Origin of the sequence: Stappia indica (genome assembly GCF_001696535.1) — a bacterium.
Lineage (GTDB): Bacteria > Pseudomonadota > Alphaproteobacteria > Rhizobiales > Stappiaceae > Stappia > Stappia indica.
The window spans coordinates 379,521-404,146 of record NZ_MBQE01000003.1 but is presented as its reverse complement, the minus strand read 5'-3'; the positions used below and the strand labels follow the sequence as shown (position 1 = coordinate 404,146).

General features: G+C 67.3%; 23 protein-coding genes. 11 read left to right on the top strand and 12 right to left on the bottom strand.

The annotated features are described in order from the left end of the window. Positions 1-41 precede the first annotated feature (41 nt). On the top strand, positions 42-581 hold the full coding sequence (locus tag BBX35_RS13180) for a tyrosine phosphatase family protein (RefSeq protein WP_067220804.1): 540 nt from the start codon (positions 42-44) through the stop codon (positions 579-581). Then, positions 578-1,543 (top strand): NUDIX hydrolase, encoded by a 966-nt coding sequence (locus BBX35_RS13175; protein ID WP_067220801.1) that lies wholly within the window; start codon positions 578-580, stop codon positions 1,541-1,543. Before BBX35_RS13180 ends, BBX35_RS13175 begins: the two co-directional genes overlap by 4 nt. Here BBX35_RS13175 and BBX35_RS13170 read toward each other — a convergent pair. Next, positions 1,540-1,989 carry a MarR family winged helix-turn-helix transcriptional regulator gene (locus BBX35_RS13170; RefSeq protein WP_171901449.1) on the bottom strand — a complete coding sequence of 150 codons (450 nt, stop codon included), beginning with the start codon at positions 1,987-1,989 and terminating at the stop codon, positions 1,540-1,542. The two genes, BBX35_RS13175 and BBX35_RS13170, sit on opposite strands and share 4 nt — an antisense overlap. Before the next feature lie 143 nt (positions 1,990-2,132). Between BBX35_RS13170 and BBX35_RS13165 the strand changes: the two genes are divergently transcribed. The 4 genes from BBX35_RS13165 (at position 2,133) to BBX35_RS13150 (ending at position 7,140) form a co-directional block, all read left to right on the top strand. Continuing rightward, positions 2,133-2,624 carry a PaaI family thioesterase gene (locus BBX35_RS13165; RefSeq protein ID WP_067220796.1) on the top strand — a complete coding sequence of 164 codons (492 nt, stop codon included), beginning with the start codon at positions 2,133-2,135 and terminating at the stop codon, positions 2,622-2,624. A 46-nt stretch (positions 2,625-2,670) separates the two neighbouring features. Continuing rightward, a complete protein-coding gene (locus BBX35_RS13160) occupies positions 2,671-3,372 on the top strand; it encodes an RluA family pseudouridine synthase (RefSeq protein ID WP_067220794.1) in 702 nt (233 codons plus the stop codon). A 221-nt stretch (positions 3,373-3,593) separates the two neighbouring features. Then, positions 3,594-4,871, top strand: a complete 1,278-nt coding sequence (locus BBX35_RS13155; RefSeq protein ID WP_083206277.1) for a cell wall hydrolase — start codon at positions 3,594-3,596, stop codon at positions 4,869-4,871. Positions 4,872-5,274: 403 nt separating this feature from the next. Then, positions 5,275-7,140 (top strand): EAL domain-containing protein, encoded by a 1,866-nt coding sequence (locus tag BBX35_RS13150; RefSeq protein ID WP_067220791.1) that lies wholly within the window; start codon positions 5,275-5,277, stop codon positions 7,138-7,140. 21 nt (positions 7,141-7,161) lie between these two features. On the opposite strand, the gene nadC is transcribed toward BBX35_RS13150, so the two are convergent. The 3 genes from nadC to nadA form a co-directional block, all read right to left on the bottom strand. Further along, the gene (gene nadC / locus BBX35_RS13145) at positions 7,162-8,031 is read right to left on the bottom strand and encodes a carboxylating nicotinate-nucleotide diphosphorylase (protein WP_067220788.1); all 870 of its coding nucleotides are present in this window, start codon (positions 8,029-8,031) and stop codon (positions 7,162-7,164) included. Beyond that, positions 8,031-9,659 carry an L-aspartate oxidase gene (locus BBX35_RS13140; RefSeq protein ID WP_067220785.1) on the bottom strand — a complete coding sequence of 543 codons (1,629 nt, stop codon included), beginning with the start codon at positions 9,657-9,659 and terminating at the stop codon, positions 8,031-8,033. Before BBX35_RS13140 ends, nadC begins: the two co-directional genes overlap by 1 nt. 126 nt (positions 9,660-9,785) lie before the next feature. Continuing rightward, positions 9,786-10,871: a quinolinate synthase NadA gene (gene nadA / locus BBX35_RS13135; RefSeq protein ID WP_083206275.1), complete on the bottom strand. Its 1,086-nt coding sequence runs from the start codon at positions 10,869-10,871 to the stop codon at positions 9,786-9,788. 408 nt (positions 10,872-11,279) lie between these two features. Between nadA and BBX35_RS13130 the strand changes: the two genes are divergently transcribed. The 4 genes from BBX35_RS13130 to BBX35_RS13115 all read left to right on the top strand — a co-directional run bounded on the left by BBX35_RS13130 (position 11,280) and on the right by BBX35_RS13115 (position 15,100). Further along, entirely contained in the window at positions 11,280-12,083 is an 804-nt protein-coding gene (locus BBX35_RS13130; RefSeq protein ID WP_067220783.1) for a DUF4394 domain-containing protein, read from the top strand. A 259-nt stretch (positions 12,084-12,342) separates the two neighbouring features. Beyond that, positions 12,343-12,876 carry a sigma-70 family RNA polymerase sigma factor gene (locus tag BBX35_RS13125; RefSeq protein WP_067220779.1) on the top strand — a complete coding sequence of 178 codons (534 nt, stop codon included), beginning with the start codon at positions 12,343-12,345 and terminating at the stop codon, positions 12,874-12,876. Next, positions 12,873-13,595 carry an anti-sigma factor gene (locus tag BBX35_RS13120; protein WP_067220777.1) on the top strand — a complete coding sequence of 241 codons (723 nt, stop codon included), beginning with the start codon at positions 12,873-12,875 and terminating at the stop codon, positions 13,593-13,595. Before BBX35_RS13125 ends, BBX35_RS13120 begins: the two co-directional genes overlap by 4 nt. Positions 13,596-13,840: 245 nt before the next feature. Then, complete coding sequence (locus tag BBX35_RS13115) at positions 13,841-15,100, top strand: MFS transporter (RefSeq protein WP_067220774.1); 1,260 nt, start codon at positions 13,841-13,843, stop codon at positions 15,098-15,100. Positions 15,101-15,188: 88 nt separating this feature from the next. Here BBX35_RS13115 and glyS read toward each other — a convergent pair whose 3' ends face one another. The 5 genes from glyS to BBX35_RS13090 all read right to left on the bottom strand — a co-directional run bounded on the left by glyS (position 15,189) and on the right by BBX35_RS13090 (position 21,547). Further along, positions 15,189-17,267 carry a glycine--tRNA ligase subunit beta gene (gene glyS, locus BBX35_RS13110; RefSeq protein WP_067220772.1) on the bottom strand — a complete coding sequence of 693 codons (2,079 nt, stop codon included), beginning with the start codon at positions 17,265-17,267 and terminating at the stop codon, positions 15,189-15,191. A gap of 116 nt (positions 17,268-17,383) precedes the next feature. After that, complete coding sequence (locus BBX35_RS13105; protein ID WP_067220769.1) at positions 17,384-19,327, bottom strand: DUF2207 domain-containing protein; 1,944 nt, start codon at positions 19,325-19,327, stop codon at positions 17,384-17,386. A 17-nt stretch (positions 19,328-19,344) separates the two neighbouring features. Then, a complete protein-coding gene (locus tag BBX35_RS13100) occupies positions 19,345-19,902 on the bottom strand; it encodes a LemA family protein (RefSeq protein ID WP_067220767.1) in 558 nt (185 codons plus the stop codon). Between the two features lie 171 nt (positions 19,903-20,073). Next, positions 20,074-20,553, bottom strand: a complete 480-nt coding sequence (locus BBX35_RS13095) for a hypothetical protein (RefSeq protein WP_067220764.1) — start codon at positions 20,551-20,553, stop codon at positions 20,074-20,076. A 46-nt stretch (positions 20,554-20,599) separates the two neighbouring features. Further along, positions 20,600-21,547 (bottom strand): glycine--tRNA ligase subunit alpha, encoded by a 948-nt coding sequence (locus tag BBX35_RS13090; protein ID WP_410176285.1) that lies wholly within the window; start codon positions 21,545-21,547, stop codon positions 20,600-20,602. A 297-nt stretch (positions 21,548-21,844) separates the two neighbouring features. Here BBX35_RS13090 and BBX35_RS13085 point away from each other — a divergent pair, with 297 nt between their 5' ends. Next, positions 21,845-22,249, top strand: a complete 405-nt coding sequence (locus tag BBX35_RS13085; RefSeq protein ID WP_067220758.1) for a hypothetical protein — start codon at positions 21,845-21,847, stop codon at positions 22,247-22,249. Positions 22,250-22,320: 71 nt separating this feature from the next. Here BBX35_RS13085 and BBX35_RS13080 read toward each other — a convergent pair whose 3' ends face one another. The 3 genes from BBX35_RS13080 to BBX35_RS13070 all read right to left on the bottom strand — a co-directional run bounded on the left by BBX35_RS13080 (position 22,321) and on the right by BBX35_RS13070 (position 24,409). After that, positions 22,321-22,506, bottom strand: coding sequence for a hypothetical protein (locus BBX35_RS13080; RefSeq protein ID WP_067220756.1), 186 nt, complete (start codon positions 22,504-22,506; stop codon positions 22,321-22,323). 16 nt (positions 22,507-22,522) lie between these two features. Further along, entirely contained in the window at positions 22,523-23,374 is an 852-nt protein-coding gene (locus tag BBX35_RS13075) for a S49 family peptidase (protein ID WP_067220753.1), read from the bottom strand. A gap of 87 nt (positions 23,375-23,461) precedes the next feature. Continuing rightward, positions 23,462-24,409: a uracil-DNA glycosylase gene (locus BBX35_RS13070; RefSeq protein WP_067220750.1), complete on the bottom strand. Its 948-nt coding sequence runs from the start codon at positions 24,407-24,409 to the stop codon at positions 23,462-23,464. Positions 24,410-24,626: the final 217 nt, after the last annotated feature.

Here is a 24,626-nt window from a genome sequence, read left to right as displayed (position 1 = left end):
TGCGGGGTCGCAATGCGTGTCAGGACCAAACAGGAAACACCATGATCACCGTCTGCTCGCTCGCCCGTTTGCAGGAAACAGTTGAGCGGACCGGCGCGCGCAAGATGATCACCCTGATCAATGCCGGGACACGGGTCGACCGGCCGGCCGCCATCTCTGCCGGCGATCACCTGTTCCTTGCCTTCAACGACATCACTGCCCCTGCTGAAGGCTTGACCCCTCCGGGCGAGGACCACGTGCGCGAGCTGCTTGCCTTCGTCGGCGACTGGGACCGCGCCACACCGCTGGTGATCCACTGTTTCGCCGGGATCAGCCGCTCCACGGCAGCAGCGTTCATCACCACCTGCGCCCTCGCCCCCAAGGCCAACGAGATGGCGCTGGCCAGCAGTCTGCGGCGCGCCTCCCCCTCCGCCACGCCCAACGCGCGCCTGGTGGCGCTCGCCGATACGCTGCTGGAGCGCGACGGACGGATGGTCGAAGCGGTCCGCTCCATCGGCCGCGGCGCCGATGCCTTCGAGGGAACGCCCTTCACCCTGTCGGTCGCGCCGGCCGCTTCGCGAACGGGTCCGGAGCGCGCATGATCGAGATCGGTCTCAACGCCGTCATCGTTTCCGTCGCCGCACCGCAGCCGCAGGTTCTCACCATCGCGGCCCCACCGAACACCAGCGTTCCCTCGCTGCCCTTCGGACCGTTCGACCCGACCCGTCACCGGACATTCGAGATCGGCCTGCGCGAATGGGTGGAGGAGCAGACCGCACTGAAGCTCGGCTATGTCGAGCAGCTCTACACGTTCGGCGATCGCGGGCGGCACCACATCCATTCCGACGCCGGGCCCCATGTGGTCTCGGTCGGCTATCTCGCCCTTGCCCGCCAGACACCGAAGTCGGACGAGGCCCTCACCCAGCAGAATGCGCAGTGGCGCTCCTGGTATTCGTTCTTCCCCTGGGAGGACTGGCGCGACGGCATGCCGCCGATGGTCGAACGCGAAATCCTGCCCGCGCTTAAGCGCTGGGCCGATGCGCCCGTGCCCGAGCACAGCCCGCCGCGCGGCAACACGCGCGAGGACCGCGTCCATCAGGCCTTCGCCATCACCGACGGCATGTGGAACGAGGAGCGCGTCCTCGACCGCTACGAAATGCTCTACGAGGCAGGGCTGCTGGCGGAAGCCCAGCGCGACGGGCGGCCGGCAGCGCAGGAGCGCGAAGGCCTTCCGCCGCTCGGCACGCCGATGCTGCACGATCACCGCAGGATCCTGGCGACCGCCATTTCACGGCTGCGGACCAAGCTGAAATACCGACCGCTGATCTTCGAGCTGATGCCGCATGCCTTCACGCTGACGGATCTTCAGCGCTGCGTCGAGGCGATCTCCGGCCGGCACATCCACAAGCAGAACTTCCGCCGGCTCGTCGAGAAGGGCGACCTGGTGGAACCCACCGGCGAGACCTCCACCCAGACCGGAGGACGCCCGGCGGCGCTGTTCCGCTTCCGCCACGAGGTGCTGAAGGAACGCCCGGCCCTCGGGCTGCGGGTCGGCGGGCGCTAGCGGGTCTTCTTCTGCATGTAGGTTGTCGTCGCTACCTCGGCCTCTTCGAGCAAGTCCCAGAGCTGAGCCACCTTTTCCGGCCCCATGGCCCGGCGCATCGCCCCTTCCGCCCGGCGCCAGCCGGCGACCGCCACCTCGAACTCCGACCGTCCCGCCGCTGTGACCGAGAACCGTCGCTCGCGGCGGTCGGACCCGGGCACTCCTGCCACCAGGCCCGATGCATCGAGACGCTCGAGTGCGCGTGTCAGCGTGCTCCTGTCCGCTCCCACGACCTCGGTCAGCTCGGAGGCGGTCATTGCCTCCACTTCCGCCAGTGCTGCAAGAACGGCGAATTGCTGAGGCGTCAGACTGCTGCCGCTGTCGGCAATGGCCCGCTCATAGAGCCGTGTGACGAGGCGGCCGGCACGATGGATACGATGACAGGAGCAGAGAAGGTTGGATGCCATGCGCCAGCCTATCACGGCGGGGTATGCGTGCATAGGCACGCAATTCTCACCCGCATCAAGCCCTGCGCCTGTTCCCCTTCCTCTTGCACCTGATCTCACCACATGATTAGGTGCATATGCACGCTTAATGGAGACGGCAGCAGATGAACATGGAAACCCGCACTTTCGGCCTCGCCGATCCCGCAGAAGCCGCGAAACTGACGGGCATCGGCCAGCTGGAGGCGATGATCGCCGGCCGTTTTCCGGCCCCGCCGATCTGCCGGACGATGAACTTCATCCTGACCGAGGCGGCGGCCGAAGGATTCGCGCGTTTCGAGGGCGAGCCGTCCTTCGATCACTACAACCCGCTCGGCACCGTTCATGGCGGATGGATCGCAGCGATCCTGGACTCGGCCCTCGGCTGCGCGGTTCACGCAACGCTCGGTCTCGGCGAGGGGTATACGACCATCGAGTTCAAGGTGAACAACGTCCGGCCGGCCTTTGAGACCAGCGGCCTGCTGACCTGCGAGGGGCGCGTCCTGCACCGGGGCCGGCGCATGGCGACGTCCGAGGCCAGGCTCGTCGACAAGGCAGGCAAGCTGATCGCCCACGGCGTCGAGACCTGTATGATCTTCCCCGTCGGCGAGGCCCGCTGACGCCAAGCCGCTTGCACTCTCGGTGCGCGGGCGTATTGATCCGCCCATGTCGAGCCCGCATCAGCCCCTGTCCCGGCCTGAGACCAGGCCCCTGCCCGAGCGCGTTTATGCCCCGGACCGCGAGCCGTTCCTTGTCGTGCTGCATTGCGACGACGACATTCTCGTCGTCGACAAGCCGAGCGGGCTGCTGACCGTGCCGGGCAAGGATCCGGCACTTGCCGACTGCGTAGCGGCGCGCGCCCTCTCGCTCCATCCGCAATCGCGCATCGTCCATCGCCTCGACATGGACACGTCCGGCGTACTCGTCCTTGCGATGAACCCGGCCGCGCACCGCCATCTCGGCTTGCAATTCGAGCGCCGCCACGTCGCCAAGACCTATCTGGCCCGGGTCGCCGGGCGTATGGCGGAGGACAGCGGCACGGTCGACCTGCCCCTGCGCTGCGACTGGCCGAACCGGCCGCGGCAGATGGTCGATCAACAGGAGGGACGCAGCGCGATCACGCATTGGCGCGTGCTCGAGCGCGAGCGGGACGCGACGCGGGTGCAGCTCGAACCGGTTACCGGTCGCTCCCACCAGCTACGGGTGCACATGTGCGCCATCGGCCACCCGATCCTCGGCGACCCGCTCTATGGCGACAGCGAGTCGCAGCAGGCGGCGGCGCGGCTGCAACTGCATGCAAAAAGCCTGACCCTGCACCATCCTTGCGGCGGTGAGCGCAAGACGTTCTCCGCCCCTTCCCCGTTCTGAAAAGTCCTGCCCGGCGAACAATTTCCGCCGATCCGTCAACACTGCCATTAACCAAGAACAGCTCCCCTGCCCCACGCAATTCGGAAGATTTCCGCGGTGTTTCGACCGCATTAACTCTCTCTCAAGGTTAAACGGCGACGATCAATTCAATCGATCCCGCCGTTGGCCCGTGTGGTCCGGCGCCCCAGACACGCTAGCCGCATGGACCGGAGTTGCCGCGTATGACTGGCACGGTGCAGACCTTCGACCCCCGCCAAGCCCCGCGGTGGCTCCGTACACGCAGCGCCGGTTCCCCGGGCCGCATCCGGCGCAAGCCGGCCGCAAGACACTCGAAGTGGCGGCTCGCAGCCCTTGCACCGGCGATCTATCTCGCCTGGTCGGGTGGCATCGGCCAGCAGGACATCACGGCTCTCATCGAGGCAAGCCGCGGCAACGCCCCGCGCTGGATGTCGGCCATCGAGGCCGCGCCGCATTCCAGCAGCGTGACACCAAGCCTGGTGCTTGCCGACGCTTCGCAGGGGCGCCAGCAGGATGCGCCTGACTACGCCATCACCAATGCCGCGCCGGGCACCGATGCCGCCGTCATTCGCGGCCTGGAGAATTTCGCCAAGGAAAGCGCGCCCAAGACCCCGCCTGCCCAGACGCCGGTCAACCGCAAGGCCAAGGGCGACCGCTACGTGTCGCTTGCGCCGGACCGCCAGATAACCGGCGTCGCCGCCGGTACCGTCTACACCATGAGCAGCATGATCGGCAGCAAGACGACGTCGGATCTGCCGCGCGTCGCCTTCGTGCGCCCCACCCTGCCGGTAGGTCTGTCCGGCACAGCGCTGGCCGATGCCCGCGGCAAGACGAAGGGCGAAGCTCTCGACCTCGTCCGCCTTGCCATGGCCCGCAACGTTGCTGCCACCAGCGTTTCCTATGCCAGCGCCTATGCGCCGCAGGGCATGGACAATGTCCGCGCCCCGTTCGAGGCGCTGCTCGGCGGCTCCGGCCTGCCGCAAGCGGCCGAGGACGAGGCCTCGCTGGAGACCAATGCCAAGAGCGATCCGTTCTGGTGGGCGAACCGCGCCCTTCCGGCCAGCGTCGTCACCTCCAAGGAGCAGCGCTGCCTTGCCGAGGCCGTCTATTTCGAGGCGCGCGGCGAGCCGCTCGAAGGCCAGGTCGCCGTTGCCCAGGTGGTTCTGAACCGGGTACGGAACCCGGCCTATCCGGAGACGATCTGCAAGGTCGTCTACCAGAACCGCCACCTGCGCAACCGCTGCCAGTTCTCGTTCGCCTGCGACGGCATCCGCGACAATATCGGCGAGAAGCCCCAGTGGGAGCTGGCGCAAAAGGTGGCTCGCGAGACCGTGTCGGGCCAGCGTTATCTGGAAAAGGTCGGCGCCTCGACCCACTACCATGCGACCTATGTGAGCCCGCGCTGGGCGCGCTACATGAAGCGGCTGGACCGGATCGGCCAGCACATCTTCTACCGCACCAAGGGCGGCGGCTGGAGCTGAGGCCGCCCTCCCTCGGAGCTTGTTTTCCACAGTATCCATATCCACGAGGCCGCCGCGGGACCCGCTGGCGGCCTTGCCTTTAACATTTGCCCCTTATGCCCTCCCGGCCGGGCCAGTTGCGGCCCATTGGCGACAATTCGTTTCAATTGCTGCATTTCCGGGAGAGGACGAATTCATGTTTCTCGTGCATGCCCCTGCACGGCTGGCCCCGCGGCTGACTGCAGTCATACCGTCATCCTTTTCAGGCAAGCTCCGAAAATATCTGGCCGAATCGGCAAGTCCTCCAGCCCCCATAGCGCCGAGGACCCCTCACCTTGCGTGCACGCGTCCTTCCCCAGCGAGCGATGCAGCGCAGGATGAAGCAGCCGATTCTCATCCGGAAGAGCGAGCAGAGGCGCCGGAAATGAGTGAAACCTCCGATCGGATCGCCGCCGCCTGGCGGAGCGCGCAAAGCCTGCCGCTGTTCATGACGCAGGCGGAAGCGGCGCTCGACTATGCGTTCCAGCCGATCGTCGACATCGATTCCGGCGAGGTCTACGGCTACGAGGCGTTGCTGCGGGAGGTCGAGAAGCTCGGCTTTCGCGCGCCGCGCGACGTGTTCGACCATGCCCACGGCATCGGCTGCCTTGCCGAGCTGGAAACCCTGCTGCGCCGCAAGGCCATCGCCAAGTTCTCGCGGATGAAGGCGGCCGAGAAGACCAAGCTTTTTCTCAACATCGACGCCCGCAACCTGTCCGCCACGGACGACATGCTGGACACCACCGTTGCGGCGGTGGCCGCGCATGGACTGTCGCCCTGGAACATCTGCCTCGAAATCCCGGAGATCCACGAGCGTCTCGCCCAGGACGACCTGCGTAACCTGGTCGGCCGCGCGCGCGATCGCGGCTTCGGTATCGCACTCGACGATTTCGGCCAGGGCTATTCGCAGCTGCGCGTGCTCTACCAGTACGAGCCCGGTATTCTCAAGATCGACCGCTTCTTCATCACCGCGCTGCAGAACGATGCGCGCAAGCGCCTGTTCGTCTCCAGCGTCGTCGAGCTGGCGCATGTGCTCGGCATCCGCGTGGTGGCCGAGGGCGTCGAAACCCCATCCGAGCTGCGAGCCTGCCGGGACGTCGGCTGCGATCTCGTCCAGGGCTATGTGGTCGCGCGCCCCTTCACCGATCTCGGCGAAGCGCGGCCGAGCTATCCGGTGCCGACCGACCGGCCGTTGCGCTCCGACATGCGCAAGGTCGCCGAGCGCGATTTCCTGGAACGGGAAATGGTCAAGCTCACCGCGATCAGCGAAACGGGGAGCATCGCCCATGCACTGGAGATCTTTCAGGCCAATCCGCACCAGACCATCCTGCCGGTGCTCAATGCCACCGGCGAGCCGCGCGGCCTGATCCGCGAGGCGGACCTGAAGAGCTTCCTTTATCTCTCCTTCGGCCGCGACCTGCTGCTCAACCCGACGCTCGACAACCACCTGCAGCGTTTCGTGCGTCCCTGTGCTGTCGCCGACATCAACGCGCCGCTCGACCGGCTGGTCGATCTGGGCACGGAGGACTTCTCCGACGGGCTTCTGGTGACGCGCGCCGGCCGCTATGCCGGCTGCCTGCTGGCCGGATCGCTGCTCAAGATCTCCAACGAGGTCCGCCTGCAGATTGCCCAGGACCAGAACCCGCTGACCAAGCTGCCAGGCAATTCGGCCATCGCCGACCACGTGACGCGGGCCTGTGCCGAGCCCTCGCGCGACCGCGCCTTCTGCTACATCGACTTCGACAATTTCAAGCCGTTCAACGATGCCTACGGCTTCCGTATCGGCGACCGGGCGCTGATCCTGTTCGCCGAGCTGATGAAGCGCCGGCTCGACACCCTGCGCGCCTTTGTCGGCCATATCGGCGGCGACGACTATTTCGTCGGTCTGGAGGAATGGACGCCCGACCGGGCCGGCCGGCTGATGGCCGAGCTTCGCGATGAGTTCGCCCGCAATGTCGAGAGCCTCTACAGCCCGGAGCACCGGCGCCAGGGCTATATCCTTGCCGAGGACCGCAAGGGACGGACGCAGACCTACCCGCTACTGTCCTGCTCCATCGCGATCCTGCACATCCCGACCGGTCTTTCGATCGAGAACCTCGACCTCTTGAGCAACCACATCGCCCGCCTGAAGCAGCGCGCGAAGGCGGAGCCGGGCGGTGTCGCGGTCGCGACCTTCGGGGCCGACAGCGAGGACCGCAGCGCGGTCGACGCCCTGCAGAAGACGGCAGAGCGGCTCCGGGAAGCGCTTTAGGCTATCCGGAGCCCTTCCGCGTCAGCCGATCTCGATATCGAGGCCGAGATCCAGCACCGGCGCCGAATGGGTGATCCAGCCGACGGAAATCAGGTCGACCCCCGTTTCCGCAATCGCGGCAACGGTCTTCAGGTTGACGCCGCCGGAGGCTTCCAGCACCACCTTGCCGCCGGCAATGGCAACGGCCTCGCGCAGGCGGTCCGGCTGCATGTTGTCGAGCATGATCACGTCGGGCTTGGCGTCCAGCGCCTCGCGCAGCTGGTCCAGCGTATCGACCTCGACCTCGACGCGCACGAGATGACCGGCAAAGCACCGCGATGCCTCGATGGCCGCGCGCACGCCGCCGGCAACCGCGATGTGGTTGTCCTTGATCAGGATCGCGTCATCCAGGCCGAAGCGGTGGTTGGCACCGCCGCCGCAGCGCACCGCGTATTTCTCGAAGGCCCTCAGGCCCGGCGTCGTCTTGCGGGTGCAGACGATGCGCGCCTTGGTATGGGCGACAAGATCGGCAAAGGCCGCCGTCGCCGTTGCCACGCCCGACAGATGGCCGAGATAGTTCAGCGCCACCCGTTCGGCAGACAACATGCCACGTGCCGGTCCCGACACCCGCATCACGACATCGCCCGGCTCCAGCCGGTCGCCGTCGCGCGCCAGGATCTCGACAGCGATGGCCGGATCGCTCAGTCGGAAGGCGGTCGCGGCCAGGTCGATCCCCGACAGGCGTCCGGGCTGGCGGGCCGCGATCACCGCGCGCGCGCCGATCTCCGGCGACAGCGTCGCCTGGGCGGTGATGTCGCCCGCCCTGCCCCAGTCTTCCAGCAGTGCCGCGCGGACCGCATCCTCGACCATTAGCGCGGGAAGCACCGGCAGGTTGGTTCCAGTGTCGCTCATCATGCGTCTCCGACCGCCGGCAGGGCCTCGATGGCCCGACGGCCGATCTCGCTGTCCACCGCTTCGCGCACCACGGCGGCGATATCCTTCGCCGTCAGATAGGTGCGCTGCGCGAAGGCGGGATCTTCCTGCGGGTAGTCGGCGCGCGAATGCCCGCCCCGGCTCTCGCGGCGCAGCAGCGCGGCGGCCGCAACCGCCTTGCCCGCGGTCATCATGTTGCGGATCGAGCGGCGCTTGCAGCGCGCCTCCAGCGCGTCGATCACGGCCAGCGCGCCCGTCAGGCCCTCGGCCGTGCGCACCACGCCGACACCGTCGGCCATGGTCCGGCGCAGCAGGCTGATCGCCTCGCGCTCCACCTCGTTGCGTCGGCTCGGCTCCTGGATGTGGTCGTCGATGCCCGGCCAGTGCGCCGTGCGCGGATTGGGCATCTGGTTCTGGATGTCCTCGGCGACACGCGCGGCGAAGACCACCGTTTCCAGCAGCGAGTTGGAGGCCAGCCGGTTGGCGCCGTGGGCACCGGTGGAGGCGACCTCGCCGGCAGCCCACAGATTGTCGAGAGAGGTACGGCCGTTGGCGTCGGTCAGCACGCCGCCCATGTGATAGTGCTCGGCCGGCGCCACCGGGATCGGCTGGCGCACCGGGTCGATGCCCGCCTCCATGCAGGCAGCATAAACGGTCGGGAACTTCTCGGGGAAGCTCGCGCCCAGCGCCTCGCGGCAATCGAGGAACGCCCCGCGCCCGGCAAGGTTTTCGGCAAACACCGCCCGGGCGACGACATCGCGCGGCGCCAGTTCCTTCAGCGGGTCGATCGCTTCCATGAAACGGCGGCCGTCGGCGTTGATCAGCGTCGCGCCCTCGCCGCGCAGCGCCTCGGAGGCGAGCGGGGCAGGATCGCGGCCGACATTCAGCGCGGTCGGGTGGAACTGCACGAACTCGGTATCGGCGACGACGGCGCCCGCATTGAGAGCCATGGCAAGGCCCTGGCCGTTGGCTTCCGGCGGGTTGGTCGTTACCGCATAGAGATGGCCGATACCGCCGGAGGCCAGCACCACCGCATGGGCGGGAAAGGCAAGGCGCTCGCGGTCGCCGCGGCGACGGGCCAGCACGCCGGTGACGATCCGCCCCTGGTGCAACAGTTCCTCGCCCAGATAGCCCTCGACGACGCGGATCGACGGCGTGTTGCGCACGGCGGTCACCAGCGCGTCCATGATCGCGCGGCCGGCCATATCGCCGCGCACGCGCACGATACGGTTCATCGAGTGGGCTGCCTCGCGCGACAGCTGCAGCCGCCCTTCCAGGTCCATGTCGAAGGGAACGCCATAGCCGAGCAGGTCGCGGATGCGCTCGCCCGCTTCCTCGGTCATCAGGCGGACGATCTTCTCCTCGCACAGCCCGCCGCCGACGGCGATAGTATCGGCGGCATGAGCAGATGCACTGTCCTCGTCGGAGACGGCCGCGGCAATGCCGCCCTGCGCCCATGCGGAAGAAGCGCCCTCGCCGATGGGAGAGGCGGAGAGAATCGTCACCGGCCGCGGCGCCAGCTTCAGCGCGCAGAACAGGCCGGTCAGGCCGCCGCCAAGAATGACGACATCATCGATATGGGAGGTCACGGGACGTGGCGACGTCATGAATTTCGTCCGGAAGGCCGGCAGCCGGGCGGCAGCCGGAGGAACGACGGTCGGGGCGGGCCGCCACGCGGCGATGCCGGACGCTGGCCGCGCCCGGCATTGGCTGTGTTGCCGTTGATCGGACGATCAGCTCTTGAGGTTGATCATCCGCTCGACCGCAGTGCGCGCCCGGGCGGCGACCTGCGGATCGACCGTCACCTCATCTCGCATTTCGAGCAGGCAGTCCAGAATCTTGGACAGCGTGATTCGCTTCATGTGCGGGCACAGGTTGCACGGACGGACATAGTCCACACCCGGCGTCTCGGACGCAATGTTGTCGGCCATCGAGCACTCGGTGACCAGCATCACCTTCTCCGGCCGGTTGGTCTTGACCCAGTCGATCATGCCGGCGGTGGAGCCGGTGAAATCGGCCTCGTCGACCACCTCGGGCGGGCACTCCGGATGCGCGATGATCTTCACGCTTGGCTCGATCTCGCGGTATTCGCGCAGCTCCGCCGCGGTGAAGCGTTCGTGCACCTCGCAGGCACCGGCCCAGGTCAGGATCTCCACGTCCGTCTGCCGCGCCACATTGGCCGCCAGGTACTGGTCGGGGATCAGCAGCACGCGCGGCGCGCCGAGGCTCTCCACCACCTGCACGGCATTGGCCGAGGTGCAGCAGATGTCGCACTCGGCCTTCACGTCGGCCGAGGTGTTCACATAGGTGACGATCGGCACGCCCGGGTGCTTTTCGCGCAAGGCGCGCACATCGGCGGCGGTGATCGACTCGGCCAGCGAGCAGCCGGCCTTCATGTCGGGGATCAGGACCGTCTTGTCCGGGTTGAGGATCTTGGCGGTCTCGGCCATGAAGTGCACGCCGCACTGGATGATCACGTCCGCGTCGGTCTTCGCCGCTTCCTTCGCCAGCGCCAGGCTGTCGCCGACGATGTCGGAGACGCCGTGGAAAATCTCCGGCGTCATGTAGTTGTGGGCGAGGATGACGGCGTTCCGCTCCTTCTTGAGGCGGTTGATCTCGTGGATCACGGGAGCCAGCACCGGCCACTCGATCTCCGGGATCAGGTGACGGACCTTCTCGTAGATCGGCGCGGTCGCTTCGGCGACTTCCGGCGTGTAGGCGAGATGAGGACGCGGCAACATCGAATAGCCGCTGGCCCGTGCGGGTGCGGCAGTCGAGCGTCCGGCATTGCTGCCGATATCGAGTGCGATGGTGGCCATGACGACCTCCCTGACTTCATCCGGGCCTCAAGCTCGCGCAGGGCCCGACCTCAACCGAGCAAAACGACCGTATTACGAGGCCTTGCGGCCGGACAGGCCATTTTGCTCACTTTGAGCATAAACTGCCGTTTAAAAAACGCGGCCTTAGCCGACGCTTATGCTCCTATGGGGCATATATAGGCACCTCCGCGTGCCTTGCCAATGCGTTTGTTGGTCCTGACCCGGCTTTTCATAAGACAAATAGAAATTATCCTTTGAAGTCAAAACTCTAACCCGACCTCCGATCTTTTTTCTCCAAAATTGCGATTTTTTTTCGCGGTCCCTGCATCCAAACGCCCTCCTGGGAGAGTCACGGGTGTGCAGGTGCTGCGGATCGGCCGCAGCCCATGGATACGAGGATCAGTTCAAGTGACCAGGACGACTTTCGCTCTCGCGACCACCGCACTCATCGCCCTCGCCACGGCGGCACATGCTGCGGACAATGACGGCCTCACCGCGATCGCCCTGTCGGGCGACAAGACCCTTCACAAGATCGACGCATCCACCGCCACCGTCACCGCCACGATGGATGCCCAGGGCGTCAACCGCCTGCTCGGCATCGACCTGCGGCCGGCCAACGGCCAGCTGATCGGCGTGACCGAGACGTTCCAGATCGTCGAGATCGATCCCGAGACCGGCGCCACGACGGTGATCTCCACCATGGACAAGGAGCTGCCGGTGGCCGAGGGCGGTGCCGTCATCGTCGACTTCAACCCGGCGGCCAACAAGCTCCGCTTCATGTCGGGCACGACCAACCACCGCGTCGACATCGAGAGCGGCGCCGTGACCGTCGATGGCAGCCTCGCCTTCGACAAGGGCGACATGCATGCCGGCGAGGGACCTGCCATCGTGGCAGCCGCCTACACCAACTCCTTCGGCAAGCCCGAGAAGACGGCGATGTACGACATCGACAGCACGATCGTCGCGCTGATCCGCCAGACCTCGCCGAACGACGGCACGCTGGCGGCCGTCGGCAAGCTCGGCATCGAGGGCTCCGACACCTATGCCTTCGACATCGCCACCGACGAAGCCGGCACCAACACCGCCTGGCTCGTGTCCGGCGGCGGTCTGCACACGGTCTCGCTCGAGGACGGCAAGGTCACCCAGAGCTGGCCGCTCAAGGGTGCCGACGGCGTCACCGTGCGCGACATCACGTTCATGACGGCGAAGTAAGCCGCCAGGGCTTTCCGGGGTCGGCGCCGCCAGGTGCCGACCCTGCCCGGCCCTCACTCTCGCCCCGCATTGCCGGTGCCCCGCCATGGCAACACACCTCTCGCCGCACACGCCCACCGGCACCGGAAGCCAGCACAACGCGCCCGATTTCCTTTGCCAATCCGCTGCGAAAGCTCCACCATCGGCAGCGATTGCACGGCGAGCCGCAGCCCTTCCTCCCGGGCAGGCCCAGATTGACCGGCGGAAGAAGAGCGGGACCTTGATCGATCACAGCGCCCTTGTCGCAGCCTGCGCCGCCGGTGACCGCGCCGCGTTGAAAACCCTGATGGACCACGAAGGCAAGCGGATGCTCGGCGTCGCGCTGCGCATGCTGCGCCGCCGGGACCTTGCCGAGGACGCGGTGCAGGAAAGCTTCGTCGCGCTGTGGCGCAATGCCGGCCAGTTCGACCCGGCGCGCGGCAGCGCCACGGGCTGGATCTACACGATCCTGCGCAACCGTTGCCTCACCCTGCTGCGCCAAGGCGAGCGGGACAGCCCGCATGGCGACATGGAAGCCTTCGACGAAGCGGCGGACGAAAGCGTGCTGGAGAACGCCTATCACCGGCTCGATGCGAACAGCGACCTCCGGCGCTGCCTCTCGGCGCTGGAGCCCAGCAAGCGCATGGCGATCCTTGCCTCCTACGTGCTCGGTTACAGCCACGGCGAGATTTCCGGGCGCATGAAGGCGCCGCTCGGCTCGGTCAAGGCCTGGCTCCGGCGCGGCCTGACGCAGCTGCGGGAGTGCCTGTCATGACGCAGCGCCCGCTCGAGGAACGCATCGACGAGGTCGTGCTCGGCCTCGCCAGCGAGGCGGAACACGCCGAGATCGAGGCGCTGGCCGCGGCAGATCCGCAGGTTGCCGCCAGGCTGGAGCGCGCCCGCGCCCGCTTCGGCGAGCTGGATGCGACCGCCGACGAGGTTCCCCTGCCCGAGGGGCTGTGGAACCGTGTTGCCGCCCGTCTCGACGAGGCTCCGACCGAGGCCCAGAAGCCTGCCGGTAATGTCGTTCCGCTTGCCGCCAGGAACCGCGACGGCAAACCTGCAGACACCCGCTGGCGCTTCGCTGCACTGGCCAGCCTTGCCGCCTCGCTGGTTCTCGCCGTCGCGCTCGGCTGGTCGCTGCTGACCATGCCGCAGCCGACCGTGGTCGCGGTGCTGCTGGATGCCGGCGGCAAGCCGGTCGCCCTGGTGGAGGGCGCGGCCGACAACACCACCTGGATCACCCTGCTGGACGGCGCCACCGTGCCCCAGGGCCAGGTCATGCAGGTCTGGACCAAGCCGACCGAGGAAGGCCCGCCGGTCTCGCTCGGCCTGCTGCCGAGCGGAACGGGCAAGCGTCTGTCGGTTGAAGGCCTTCCGCCGCCCCGCCGCGACCAGCTCTACGAGATCACCTTCGAGCCGGAGGGCGGCTCGCCGACCAACCTGCCGACCGGTCCGATCCACGGCAAGGGCCTCGCCCAGCAGCCGATCTGAGGGCGGCGGCCAACCGGAAAGCCGTCCGTAGATCCATCAAGGACGTGAATAGCGAACCATGAATTTGTTTCGCTTTTTCACGGGCCGCGTATCGCGCATAATCATGGCAACCGGCCTCGCCAATTCCGTGCCGCCCGCCCGGGCGCGCGAAAGGCAGACCTCCTCAGCATGCCGGCAGGCGGCAGCGACGCTCTTTTGCCGAGCGGTCCCTTCGCCCTGACCTGCCCAGCGACAGGACTTACGACGTGACCAGTTCCGCGACACGCGCGCCGACCTCCGGTTCGCCCCTTCCCAAGGCCTCCCCCAACCTGCCGCTGATCATCGTCTGCGGCTGTCTCATCGCCCTGCTCAGCTTCGGCCCGCGGTCCGCGCTCGGGCTGTTCCTGTCGCCGATGACCGAGGCGCGCGACTGGTCGCGCGAGATCTTCGCCCTCGCGCTGGCCATCCAGAACCTCGTCTGGGGCGCGGCGCAGCCGATCGCCGGCATGGTCTCCGACCGGTTCGGCACGGCACGCACGCTCGCCTTCGGCGGCATCGTCTACACGCTCGGCCTCCTGCTGATGGCGCAGGCGGAAAGCCCGTTGCTGCTGCATGTGGCCGGCGGCGTGATGATCGGCCTCGGCGTCGCCTTCTCGTCCTTCTCGCTGGTGCTTGCCGCCTTCGGACGCGCCGTGACGCCGGAGCGCCGCTCGCTCGCCTTCGGCATCGGCACCGCGGCCGGCTCCTTCGGCCAGTTCCTGTTCGCCCCGCTCAGCCAGGGCCTCATCGACGGGCTCGGCTGGCACGATACCCTCTATGTGCTGGCCGGCCTGATGCTGCTGATCCCGTTCCTGGCGGTGGCGCTGAAGGGCAAGCCCGCCGCCTACGTGCCGGGCTCGGGCATTGCCGACCAGAAGCTCACCGAAGCGATCTCCGAAGCGTTCCGCACCCGCGGCTTCCTCCTGCTGACCTTCGGCTTCTTCGTTTGCGGCTTCCACGTCGCCTTCATCACCGTGCACCTGCCGCCCTATATCGCCGACCTCGGCCTCGATCCGAAGTGGGGCGCCATCGCCATCGCGCTGATCGGCCTGTGCAACGTGTTCGGGGCGCTGGCCTCGGGCTATATCGGCGGCCGCTGGTCGAAGCCCTATTTCCTGTCGCTGATCTATCTCGGCCGCGCCATCGCCATCACGCTCTTCCTGATGGCGCCGGCCACGCCGCTGAGCGTGCTGATCTTCGCCGGCACGATGGGCTTCCTGTGGCTCTCCACGGTGCCGCCGACCTCCGGCCTCGTCGCAGTGATGTTCGGCCCGCGCTACCTGGCGACGCTGTTCGGCTTCGTGTTCTTCTCGCACCAGATCGGCTCGTTCCTCGGTGTCTGGCTGGGCGGCCGGCTCTACGACCAGACCGGCTCCTACGACGTGATCTGGTATCTCGGCATCGCGCTCGGCCTCTTCGCGGCCATCGTCCACTGGCCGATCAAGGAAGAGCCGGTCGCACGGCTGGCCGGTACGCCCGCGGAATAAGGCGGTCGGCATCTGCCGCCTCCAGATATGAAAAGGGCGCGGAACCGGCAGGTCCCGCGCCCTTTTTGCTGGTTCTGAAACCGGCCGCTCAGCCGGCGATTTTCGAGAAGTCGGCAACCTCGCGGGTCGCCTCGCGGATCTCGGCAAGCAGGCGCAGGCGGTTGAGGCGCAGGTCCGCATCCTCGGCATTGACCAGGATGTCGTCGAAGAACCTGTCGACCGGCGCGCGCAGGCCCGCCAGCGCCGTCATCGCGCCAGCGAAATCCTCGCGCGACAGCGCATCGCGGATCTCGGCCCGCGCCGTGTCGATGGCCGCCGCCAGGGCGATCTCCGCCGGCTCGGCCAGGTGATCGGCATGGGGCGCACCGGAAATGGCGGTGCCGTCCTTCTTCTCCTCGGCGCGCAGGATGTTGGCCCCGCGCTTGGTGCCGGCCAGCAGGTTCGCGCCATCCTCGGTCGCCAGGAACGCGCCCAGCGCCTCGACCCGGCGCACCACCATCAACAGGTCGTCCTGCCCCTCCAGCGCGAAAACCGCGTCGATAAGGTCGTGACGGGCACCCTGCTCGCGCAGATGCACTTTCAGACGGTCAGCGAAGAAGGACAGGAGATCCTGGCCCAGCTCACCGCCGGCCTCGGCCATCGCGGCATTGGCGCTGGCAAGCAAATCGGAGAGGCGCAGCCGCAGCCCGTTCTCCAGCACGATGCGGATCACGCCGAGCGCGGCGCGGCGCAGCGCGAAGGGGTCCTTGGAGCCGGTCGGCTTCTCGTCGATGGCCCAGAAGCCAGTGAGCAGATCGAGCTTGTCGGCGAGCGCCACGGCGACGGCGACCGGATCGGCCGGCACCTCGTCGGACGGGCCCTGCGGCTTGTAGTGCTCCTCGATGGCGCGGGCGACAGAGGCATCCTCGCCCTGCAACTCGGCATAGGTACGGCCCATCTGGCCCTGCAGCTCGGGGAATTCGTAGACCATCTGCGTCGGCAGGTCGGCCTTGGCGAGGCGCGCGGCGCGCGCCGCCTTTTCCACATCGGCTCCGACCAGCGGGGCGATCTCGCGCGCCAGCGCCTCGAGGCGGTTCACCCGCGCGCCCTGCGTGCCGAGTTTTTCGTGGAAGACGACGCTGTCGAGCTTCGGCAGCCGGCTTTCCAGCGGCGCCTTGAGGTCCGTTTCCCAGAAGAAGCGGGCATCGGACAGGCGGGCGCGGATAACCTTCTCGTTGCCGGCGATGATCGTCGCGCCGCCATCGGAGGCGACGATGTTGGACACGGCGACGAAGCGGTTGGACAGGCGCCCGGTTGTCGGGTCGCGCAACACGAAGCACTTCTGGTTGGCGCGGATGGTCAGGCGGATCACCTCGTCGGGCAGTTCCAGGAACGCCTCGTCGAAGCTGCCGACCAGCACGACCGGCCATTCCACCAGGCCGGCGACTTCCTCCAGCAGGCCCTCGTCCTCGACCAGCTCCAGGCCCAGCGCCATGGCGCGGTTGCGCGCATCGTTGACGATGATGTCCTTGCGCCGGTCGGCATCGAGCACGACCTTCGCTTTCTCCAGCTTGTCGGCATAGTCCTCCAGACGCCGCACCTCGAAGGCGTCCGGCGCCAGGAAGCGGTGGCCGCGCGTCGTGTTGGACGAGACGATGCCGTCGATCTCGAAGGGCACCACCTCCGGCTCCTCGGTCTCCGGCCCGAACGTCGCGACGATGGAGTGGAGTGGGCGCACCCAGCGCAGCTGTCCGCCGCCCCAGCGCATCGACTTCGGCCAGGGGAAGCCGCGAATGATGCCCGGCATCACCTCGGCGATGATGTCGGGCGTCGAGCGGCCCGGCTTCTCGATCACCGCGACGTAGAAGTCGCCCTTCTTCGGGTCGGAGACGACCTGCGCCTCATCGATGGAGGCAAGCCCCGCACCGCGCAGGAAGCCTTCCAGCGCCTTTTCCGGCGAGCCAACGCGCGGGCCCTTGCGCTCCTCGCGGGTCGGCTTCGATCCCGCCGTCAGCCCGGCGATATGCAGCGCCAGCCGCCGCGGGGTGGAAAACGCCTTCGCGCCCTCGTAGGTGACGCCCGCCTCGACCAGCGCATTGGTCACCAGCGACTTCAGGTCCTCTGCAGCACGGCGCTGCATGCGGGCGGGAATTTCCTCGCTGAAAAGCTCCAGGAGAAGATCGGGCATCGGGAGGTCTCGAATGGTTGGGCAGCCGGACAGCCGGCGACCGTGACTGTTGCGCGTCCGTTAGCAAGAGCGGGGGAAAAAGTCACCCCCGCGCGTGCTGGCGAGGGTCGATGCGACTACCAGCCGCCGCCGCCGCCGCCACCTCCGCCGCCGCCGGAGAACCCGCCGCCTCCCCCGCCGGAGCTGGACGACTTGGGCGCAGGCAGCGAGGAGGAGAAGGTGCCGGACATGGCCTCGACGCTCTTGCCGAGCGTGCCGGAGATGTTGTGCGTGTCGAAGCTGCGCCCCGAATACCATCCCGGAGCATAGGACGCCGCGACGGCCGCTCCGGCCGCCGTCAGCAACCAGGCCTCGAAGGCCTTCGACCAGGGCTTTTCCACATCGAGAGCGACGGCATAGGGCAACAGCGTCTCGAAATGCGAGGGGCTCATCTTCGGGGCGCCCTGCATGTTCATCCGGTCCTTCTCGGCGACCTGAAGATACATCTTCAGCCCCTCGATCTCGTCCATCGCGCTGCGGCCGAGCGCAGTCGGCGCGCCGATCAGGAAGAAGAACAGGAAGTTCACCGCCAGCAGCCCGATGGCGATCAGCGCCAGCGGCGGGATGTCGCCCTTCAACTGCAGCAGGATCGCCGAGGCCGTCACATGGCCGAGCGTGACGAACGAGAAGACGACGAGGACGAACACGATGCGCAGGGCCATCCCGCCGGGCCGGCGGATCGCCTTGCCGATCTGCACCGCGAACATCACCACGACGAAGGTGACCATGAAGATCGGGATCATGATCGCGATCTGCTCCTCGCTGAGATTGCCGAAGGCAAGCAGCGCGAAGATCGTCAGCACCGACAGCACGATGCCCGGCAGCAGATAGAGCCGGTTCGCCTTGTAGTAGCGGTTGCGGTTCTCGCCCTCGATGGCGCCGCGAAAATTGTTGCCGAGCTTCTGGACCGAGGTGCCGTTGGCCTTGGACACGGTGAAGCTGCCGTCGCGATTGTCGAGCCAGCTGGCGATCGCCTTCTCGCCCTTGGGCAACCCGGCATAGTCGCCGCGCGCCCCTTCCGGCCGGGTCAGCGTCAGGTCGCCGGCCAGATCGTCCAGCACCAGCTTGCCCTTGACCGCAAGGCTGAGGCAGGCGGCGGAGAGCGCACGCCAGCCGCCATCGCCGAAGCCCTTGCGCGCGACATAGTTGGAGAGCGCCGGCGAAATGCCCTCCGGCCCCTCGAAGCGCGGGAAGATCACGCCCTTCGGCGGATCGCGTCCGACGGACCACCACGCCCAGACATAATAGGCCAGGACGAGGAAGAGACCGATGCCGCCGAGGATCTCGGCGAGATTGTCCTGGAGGATATAGCCGAGCTCTTCCTCGGCGGTCGGAGCGGCGACGACGCCCTTCGCCATCTCGGCGACGACGCTCAGCCCCTCGCGCGGCCCCAGCGGCCGGGTCGTGGCGAACAGGACGCTGCGCCCGCCGTCCTCGAGCCTCGACGTATAGTCCTGTCCGGTTGCGCCGTAGGGGCCGGTATAGGCCGTGTGGGCGGCGACGCTCGCCCCTTCCGGCAACACGATGCGCGCGACCGCCCGGTCGATGGGGAAATCCCATTCGTTGCCGGTGGCGTTCCAGTAGACCTCGTCATGGGTCTCGAAGAACCGCACCTGCCGGTCCGTCCGGTAGGTGATGGTGTAGGTGTAGGTGCCCGGCTGCAGGAACGTGTCCTCGCGGCCGATATAGATCCGCACACCGCTGCCGCCGCGATTGACCGAATAACCGTCCTCCTCGCCGTCCCGTTCCACCGAGACGAGGTCGAAGCCGGCGCGGGCCATGCGGCCGTTTTCCGTCTCGAAGACCAGCGGGATGTCGCGGAAGATGCCGCGGCGGATCTGGTTGCCCTCGGCGCGCACGCGAATCGTCTCGGTGACGGTCAGTTCGCCGTCGCCCGCCACCTCGATGGTCGAGTTGAAAGCGAGGATGCGTTCGTCGGCACGTGCCGTCGCCGGGGCCAGCACCAGCAGGCCCGCGGCGAGAAAGGCGCAAACCGCGATCAGGACGGCGAGGACGCGCATGGCAGGACCGCCCTCCGTCAGAAGCTGACCCTGGGCACTGCCCGCTCCGCCGGGTCCTCGATCTCGAAATATTCTTCCTGGGTGAAGCCGAACCGGCGGGCGACCAGATTGGACGGGAAGCTCTCGACCACGACATTGAGCGCACGCACCGCGCCGTTGTAGTAGCGGCGCGCCAGTTGCAGCGCATCCTCGACACCCTCAAGCGAGGATTGCAGCTCGCGGAAATTGGCGCTGGCCTTGAGCTCCGGATAGGCTTCGGCGACCGCAAAGAGCTTGCCCAGCGCCTGCGTCAGCATGCCCTCGGCGCGCGCCCTCCCTGCCACGTCCGCCGGATCGATCCCCGCCGCCCGCGTCCGCATCTCGGTCACCGCCTCGAAGGCCGCCCGCTCGTGCGTGGCGTAGCCCTTCACCGCCTCGACCAGGTTCGGAATGAGGTCCGACCGGCGCTTCAGCTGGACATCGATGCCGCTCCAGCCTTCGCGCACCATCTGCCGCTTCCGCACCAGATCATTGTAGATGTAGACGAGGTAGAGACCGATCAGGACGATCAGTCCGAGCACGATCCAGGTGGCCATCAGGCGAAACCCTTTCCAGTCACGACAGTCGCGTAACGCTACTGCAAGCAGGCTGCAGTGGAAACCGGATTGCTTGAAGCGAATGTGACACAGGTCACCGGCGGCACGAAAGCAGCCCGCGCAGCCCCGCCCGCCTCATCCGGTGGGACACCCGGCGTGGCCGGCTGTCTCTCAGCGATAGAGAAACAGGAATTCCTGCCGCGGGTTGCGACGCCAGACCTTGGGGTCTGAGGTCGCCCCGAAATGGTCGGTGAAATAGCGCTTGTGGATCCAGCCGCAGGAACTCCACTTCGGTGCACGCACGCACATGTAACCGGAGAAGCCGCCGGTATCGTCCACAAGAACCGTGCCGCCCGGCAGCGGACGGCAATTCACGTCGACCGGCTGGCCCTTCTTCGAGGCGGCAAGAGCGCTGCGGGCGGCCGCGCGCTTGTCCTGCCGGTTCGGATTGTTCTTGTCGACGCGCCCGACGAACTCGGAATTGTAGATGTGGGCGCGGGTCTGGAGCGTCTTGTGGAGCTTGTCCCACTCGCCCTTGGTGGAGCAGACGGACAAAGGCGTTATCCCCGCCTTGGTCTTTGCCAGGGCGGGCGAGGCGGCAACGAGAACGGCAAAAAGGGCCGAAAGGGCGAAAAAGGCCGGATGCTGCATGCAATGACTCCTTAGGAAAACATCACAGCAGCTACCACACGCGCCTTCAACCTGCGAGCGAAACCTCGTCCCGATACCCGACCCCGCCGGCTTCCGTCTCCAGGAATGCCGCACCGCAGGCCTTGGCCAGTTCTCGCACCCGCAGGATATAGCTCTGGCGTTCCGTCACCGAGATGACGCCGCGCGCATCCAGCAGATTGAACGCGTGGCTCGCCTTGATGCACTGGTCGTAGGCCGGCAGCACCACCTGATGCACGGCCGCGCCAGATGCCTCGCGTGCCTTGGCGCCGGCGTCGAGCAGGCGGCGGCACTCCTCTTCCGCATCGCGGAAGTGGCGGAACAGCATCTCGGTGTCGGCATGCTCGAAGTTGTGGCGGGAATATTCCTGCTCGGCCTGCAGGAACACATCGCCATAGGTCACCTTCTCGGCGCCTTCGCGGCCGTTGTAGTTCAGGTCGTAGACGTTATCGACGCCCTGGATGTACATCGCCAGGCGCTCCAGGCCGTAGGTCAGCTCGCCCGAGACCGGCGCGCATTCGAAGCCCGCAACCTGCTGGAAGTAGGTGAACTGCGACACTTCCATGCCGTCGCACCAGCACTCCCAGCCGAGGCCCCAGGCGCCCAAGGTCGGGCTTTCCCAGTCGTCCTCGACGAAGCGCACGTCGTGCAGGGCGGGATCGAGGCCGATGGCATACAGAGAGCGCAGGTAGAGATCCTGCAGGTTCTCCGGCGACGGCTTCATGATCACCTGGAACTGGTAGTAATGCTGCAGCCGGTTCGGGTTCTCGCCGTAGCGCCCGTCGGTCGGGCGGCGCGAGGGCTGCACATAGGCGGCCTTCCAGGGACGCGGGCCGAGCGAACGCAGGGTCGTCGCCGGGTGGAAGGTGCCGGCGCCGACTTCCATGTCGTAGGGCTGCAGGACAACGCAACCCTGATCGGCCCAGAACCTCTGAAGCGTCAGGATCAACCCCTGGAAGGAGTTTTCGGGCCGCATGTGCGCAGGCACCGTCTCGCTCGTCATCTGCGTCGTCCTTGAATGCAAGAATGGATGGCCCGGCAGGGCCCGGGCGAGAGGTGCCATCAACACCCGGTGACGTCAAGGCGTGGCGGCATCGCAAGCCCGGATCCGGCCTGCAGCCCAATCGCGGAAAACTGTGCCGGGGGTCACAGCGACAGATCTCACCTTACGTCATTCTGCAAGGGCGATGACGACAGAGGAGGAAGATAAATCCCGCGCCATCGAGGTCCGGACACCGGGAATGGTCCCCGTCCGACGCTCGGAGGAATTGTCATGACCAAACTTCGCAAATTCGCGCTCGCAACGACCGCAGCCCTGACGCTGAGCCTGGCGGGCACCGCCGGGATGGCCCAGTCCAACAGCACCGCCGGAAATGGCGGCCCGGCTGCGGGCACCGGCGCCGGACAGTCGCAGGGCGGCTCGTCGTCCGGCCGGGTCTGGAGCTACAAGGGCGCCGCCGACGGCGTCATCCTGTGCGCGACGACCAAGTGCATGAGCGCGCAGTCCGCGGCCGCTCCGCCGAACTCGCCGAACTATCCCGGCGGTCCCCCGGCCAAGCCGCGTCTCGCCGGCGGCGAGACCTGCGACACGGTCCGCTATGTCTATCCGAACGGCACGGTGGTCGTGCAGTCCATGTGTCCGCGCCCGGTGATGGGCACGATCTCGACCCACCGCTGAGAGCTGCACAAAAGCATCGGGGCGTCGCGACATGCTCGCGGCGCCCGACGCATGCAAGCAGGAAAGCCGGTTCAGTCCTTCGGCCGGTAGCGTCCCGTCTCCGGGTCCTGCTCCAGCTTCTTCACCGGCAGCTCGCCGGTCGCCCGTTTGGCTGCTTCGGAGACCCGCCGCTCGACGCGCGACATCTCCCGCTTCACTGCCCGTACCAGCAGATAGCCGCCAATGGCGAGGCCTGCCGCCGCGATCACGTTGACCATGCCGTCCTCCCGATCCTCACAGTCCGTAACGGGCCCAGAGCGCGCGTTGTTCCAGCGCTCCGATCGCCTCGTCCGCCCAACCTCGCGTCAGGCCGGCACCGATCTCCACTCCCACGCCCTGTCGACGCGAGAACAGCGAGCGCTGTCCGCCGACCAGCCGCATTCTCACCTTGTCGCCGAAGCGCTCGCGCAGGGTCGAGCGAATATCGCCGATCCGGTCGATCAGGCCAAGGTCGCGCGACGTCGTGCCGGTCCAGAACAGGCCCGAGAAGAGGTCCGGCGCATCGGTGAGCACATCGCCGCGGCGACGGCGCACCAGGGCGATGAAGCTCTCATGCACTTCCTGCTGCAGCGCCTTCAGATGGACGATGTCCTCCTCGCGCTCCGGGCGGAACGGATCGAGGATCGCCTTGTTCTCGCCGGCCGTATAAACCCGGCGCTCGATGCCGAGCTTCGAGATCGCCTCGGAGAAGCCGAAGCCGGACGACACCACGCCGATGGAACCGACGATGGAGTTCTCGTCGGCGATGATCTCGTCGCCGGCAATCGCCAGCATGTAGCCGCCCGAGGCCGCCACATCCTCCACGAAGACGAGCACGTCCTTCTTCTTCTCGCCGGCGAGCTGGCGGATGCGGTCGTGGATCAGCCGCGACTGCACCGGCGAACCGCCGGGCGAGTTGACGATCAGCGCGACCGCCGGCGCATCGAAGGAGAAGGCCTTGTCCAGCAGCGGCGCAACGGTCGCCAGCGACAGGCCGGGGCGCAGGGGCGAGGACATGCCGATCGCGCCTTGGAGGCGCACCACCGGGACGGTGGTCGGGACATCGCCCCATTTTCCGGGAAGGCGCTTGCGGAGTCTGTCGAACAAGGGGTGTCCTCGGGCTCTGGGTGGTCTGACGGAAATACCTGTATCTTCGGGATATAGGTCTGCGGCGCGGCGATAAAAGAGCCGCCGTCAGCTGCCCGAAGCTTCGTCCAGCGCGGCCTTGATGGCCAGGAAATCGCGCCAAGCATAGCGCTTCTGCACCGGGCTGCGCAGCAGGTAGGCCGGATGCAGCGTCGCCATCGCCCGGATCGTCGCCCCTTGCGCGGTCGGCCCCAGAGGCAGTTCCAGCCAGCGCCCGCGCAGCCGCAGGATGCCGTCCTGCACGCCGGTCAGCGCCTTGGCCGAGGCCCCGCCGAGGAACACCAGCACCTTGGGCCGCACCAGCTCGATCTGGCGCAGCACGAAGGGCTTGCAGATCTCGGTTTCCTGCGGGCTCGGCGTGCGGTTACCCGGCGGGCGCCAGGGCACGACATTGGTGATGTAGACCTCGCCGCGCGCCAGGCCGATGGCCTCCAGCATCCGGTCGAGAAGCTGGCCCGAGCGCCCGACGAAGGGCAGCCCGCGCGCATCTTCCTCCCGGCCCGGCGCCTCGCCGACGAACATCACCTTCGCATCCGCCGGCCCGTCGGCGAAGACCAGGGACTTGGCGGTGAGCTTGAGATTGCAGCCGTCGAAACGGGCCAGCGTCTCGCGCAGTTCGTCCAGCGTCGCTGCCGAACGCGCCGCCTCGCGGGCAGCAACCACCACTTCATCGCCCGGAACGACCGCGGCACCGCCCACCGGCGCGCCCGGTGCATGAGCGGGCGCCGGCTGCATCGGCGGAGCAGATCGCGGTTGCGGAGATTGGGGCGGCATCTGCCGCGCGGGCGCCGCCGGTGCGGCGGATTGCATGGCAGATTGCATTGCGGCCGGCGCCATGCGCCCGGCTTGCGGCGGTGCAGCGGGGCGCGGCGCCTCGGACAGGGCGAAGGCGTCCGCCGGGTCCAGCTCCAGCCAGCCGTCGGCTCCCGCGGAGATATAGAAGTCGAGCAGCGCCTCGAGCGCCGAGGACACCTTGCGCTCGCCCTCCCCATCCATCACGGACGGACGGTCGTCTTGCCTCTGGTCGGTCGGGTCAGCAGGTTCCATGCCGCTGTTGTGCCGCATCGCCGGGACAAGCGCAATTGCCCCGACCTTGACGTCCGGCAAAGGGTTTCGAATATTACTCTTACGTAAACGTCATATAACTGCCATCGGTTTATCGACATTGCGGCCTCTTTCGCGCTGCACTAAACAGAAACCCTTAGACCGAGGC

Coding starts and splice junctions, on each gene's coding strand:
- BBX35_RS13180 (WP_067220804.1), top strand. CDS start 42: ATGATCACCGTCTGCTCGCTCGCCCGTTTGCAGGAAACAGTTGAGCGG.
- BBX35_RS13175 (WP_067220801.1), top strand. CDS start 578: ATGATCGAGATCGGTCTCAACGCCGTCATCGTTTCCGTCGCCGCACCG.
- BBX35_RS13170 (WP_171901449.1), bottom strand. CDS start 1,989: ATGGCATCCAACCTTCTCTGCTCCTGTCATCGTATCCATCGTGCCGGC.
- BBX35_RS13165 (WP_067220796.1), top strand. CDS start 2,133: ATGAACATGGAAACCCGCACTTTCGGCCTCGCCGATCCCGCAGAAGCC.
- BBX35_RS13160 (WP_067220794.1), top strand. CDS start 2,671: ATGTCGAGCCCGCATCAGCCCCTGTCCCGGCCTGAGACCAGGCCCCTG.
- BBX35_RS13155 (WP_083206277.1), top strand. CDS start 3,594: ATGACTGGCACGGTGCAGACCTTCGACCCCCGCCAAGCCCCGCGGTGG.
- BBX35_RS13150 (WP_067220791.1), top strand. CDS start 5,275: ATGAGTGAAACCTCCGATCGGATCGCCGCCGCCTGGCGGAGCGCGCAA.
- nadC (WP_067220788.1), bottom strand. CDS start 8,031: ATGAGCGACACTGGAACCAACCTGCCGGTGCTTCCCGCGCTAATGGTC.
- BBX35_RS13140 (WP_067220785.1), bottom strand. CDS start 9,659: ATGACGTCGCCACGTCCCGTGACCTCCCATATCGATGATGTCGTCATT.
- nadA (WP_083206275.1), bottom strand. CDS start 10,871: ATGGCCACCATCGCACTCGATATCGGCAGCAATGCCGGACGCTCGACT.
- BBX35_RS13120 (WP_067220777.1), top strand. CDS start 12,873: ATGACGCAGCGCCCGCTCGAGGAACGCATCGACGAGGTCGTGCTCGGC.
- glyS (WP_067220772.1), bottom strand. CDS start 17,267: ATGCCCGATCTTCTCCTGGAGCTTTTCAGCGAGGAAATTCCCGCCCGC.
- BBX35_RS13105 (WP_067220769.1), bottom strand. CDS start 19,327: ATGCGCGTCCTCGCCGTCCTGATCGCGGTTTGCGCCTTTCTCGCCGCG.
- BBX35_RS13100 (WP_067220767.1), bottom strand. CDS start 19,902: ATGGCCACCTGGATCGTGCTCGGACTGATCGTCCTGATCGGTCTCTAC.
- BBX35_RS13095 (WP_067220764.1), bottom strand. CDS start 20,553: ATGCAGCATCCGGCCTTTTTCGCCCTTTCGGCCCTTTTTGCCGTTCTC.
- BBX35_RS13090 (WP_410176285.1), bottom strand. CDS start 21,547: ATGCGGCCCGAAAACTCCTTCCAGGGGTTGATCCTGACGCTTCAGAGG.
- BBX35_RS13085 (WP_067220758.1), top strand. CDS start 21,845: ATGACCAAACTTCGCAAATTCGCGCTCGCAACGACCGCAGCCCTGACG.
- BBX35_RS13080 (WP_067220756.1), bottom strand. CDS start 22,506: ATGGTCAACGTGATCGCGGCGGCAGGCCTCGCCATTGGCGGCTATCTG.
- BBX35_RS13070 (WP_067220750.1), bottom strand. CDS start 24,409: ATGGATGGGGAGGGCGAGCGCAAGGTGTCCTCGGCGCTCGAGGCGCTG.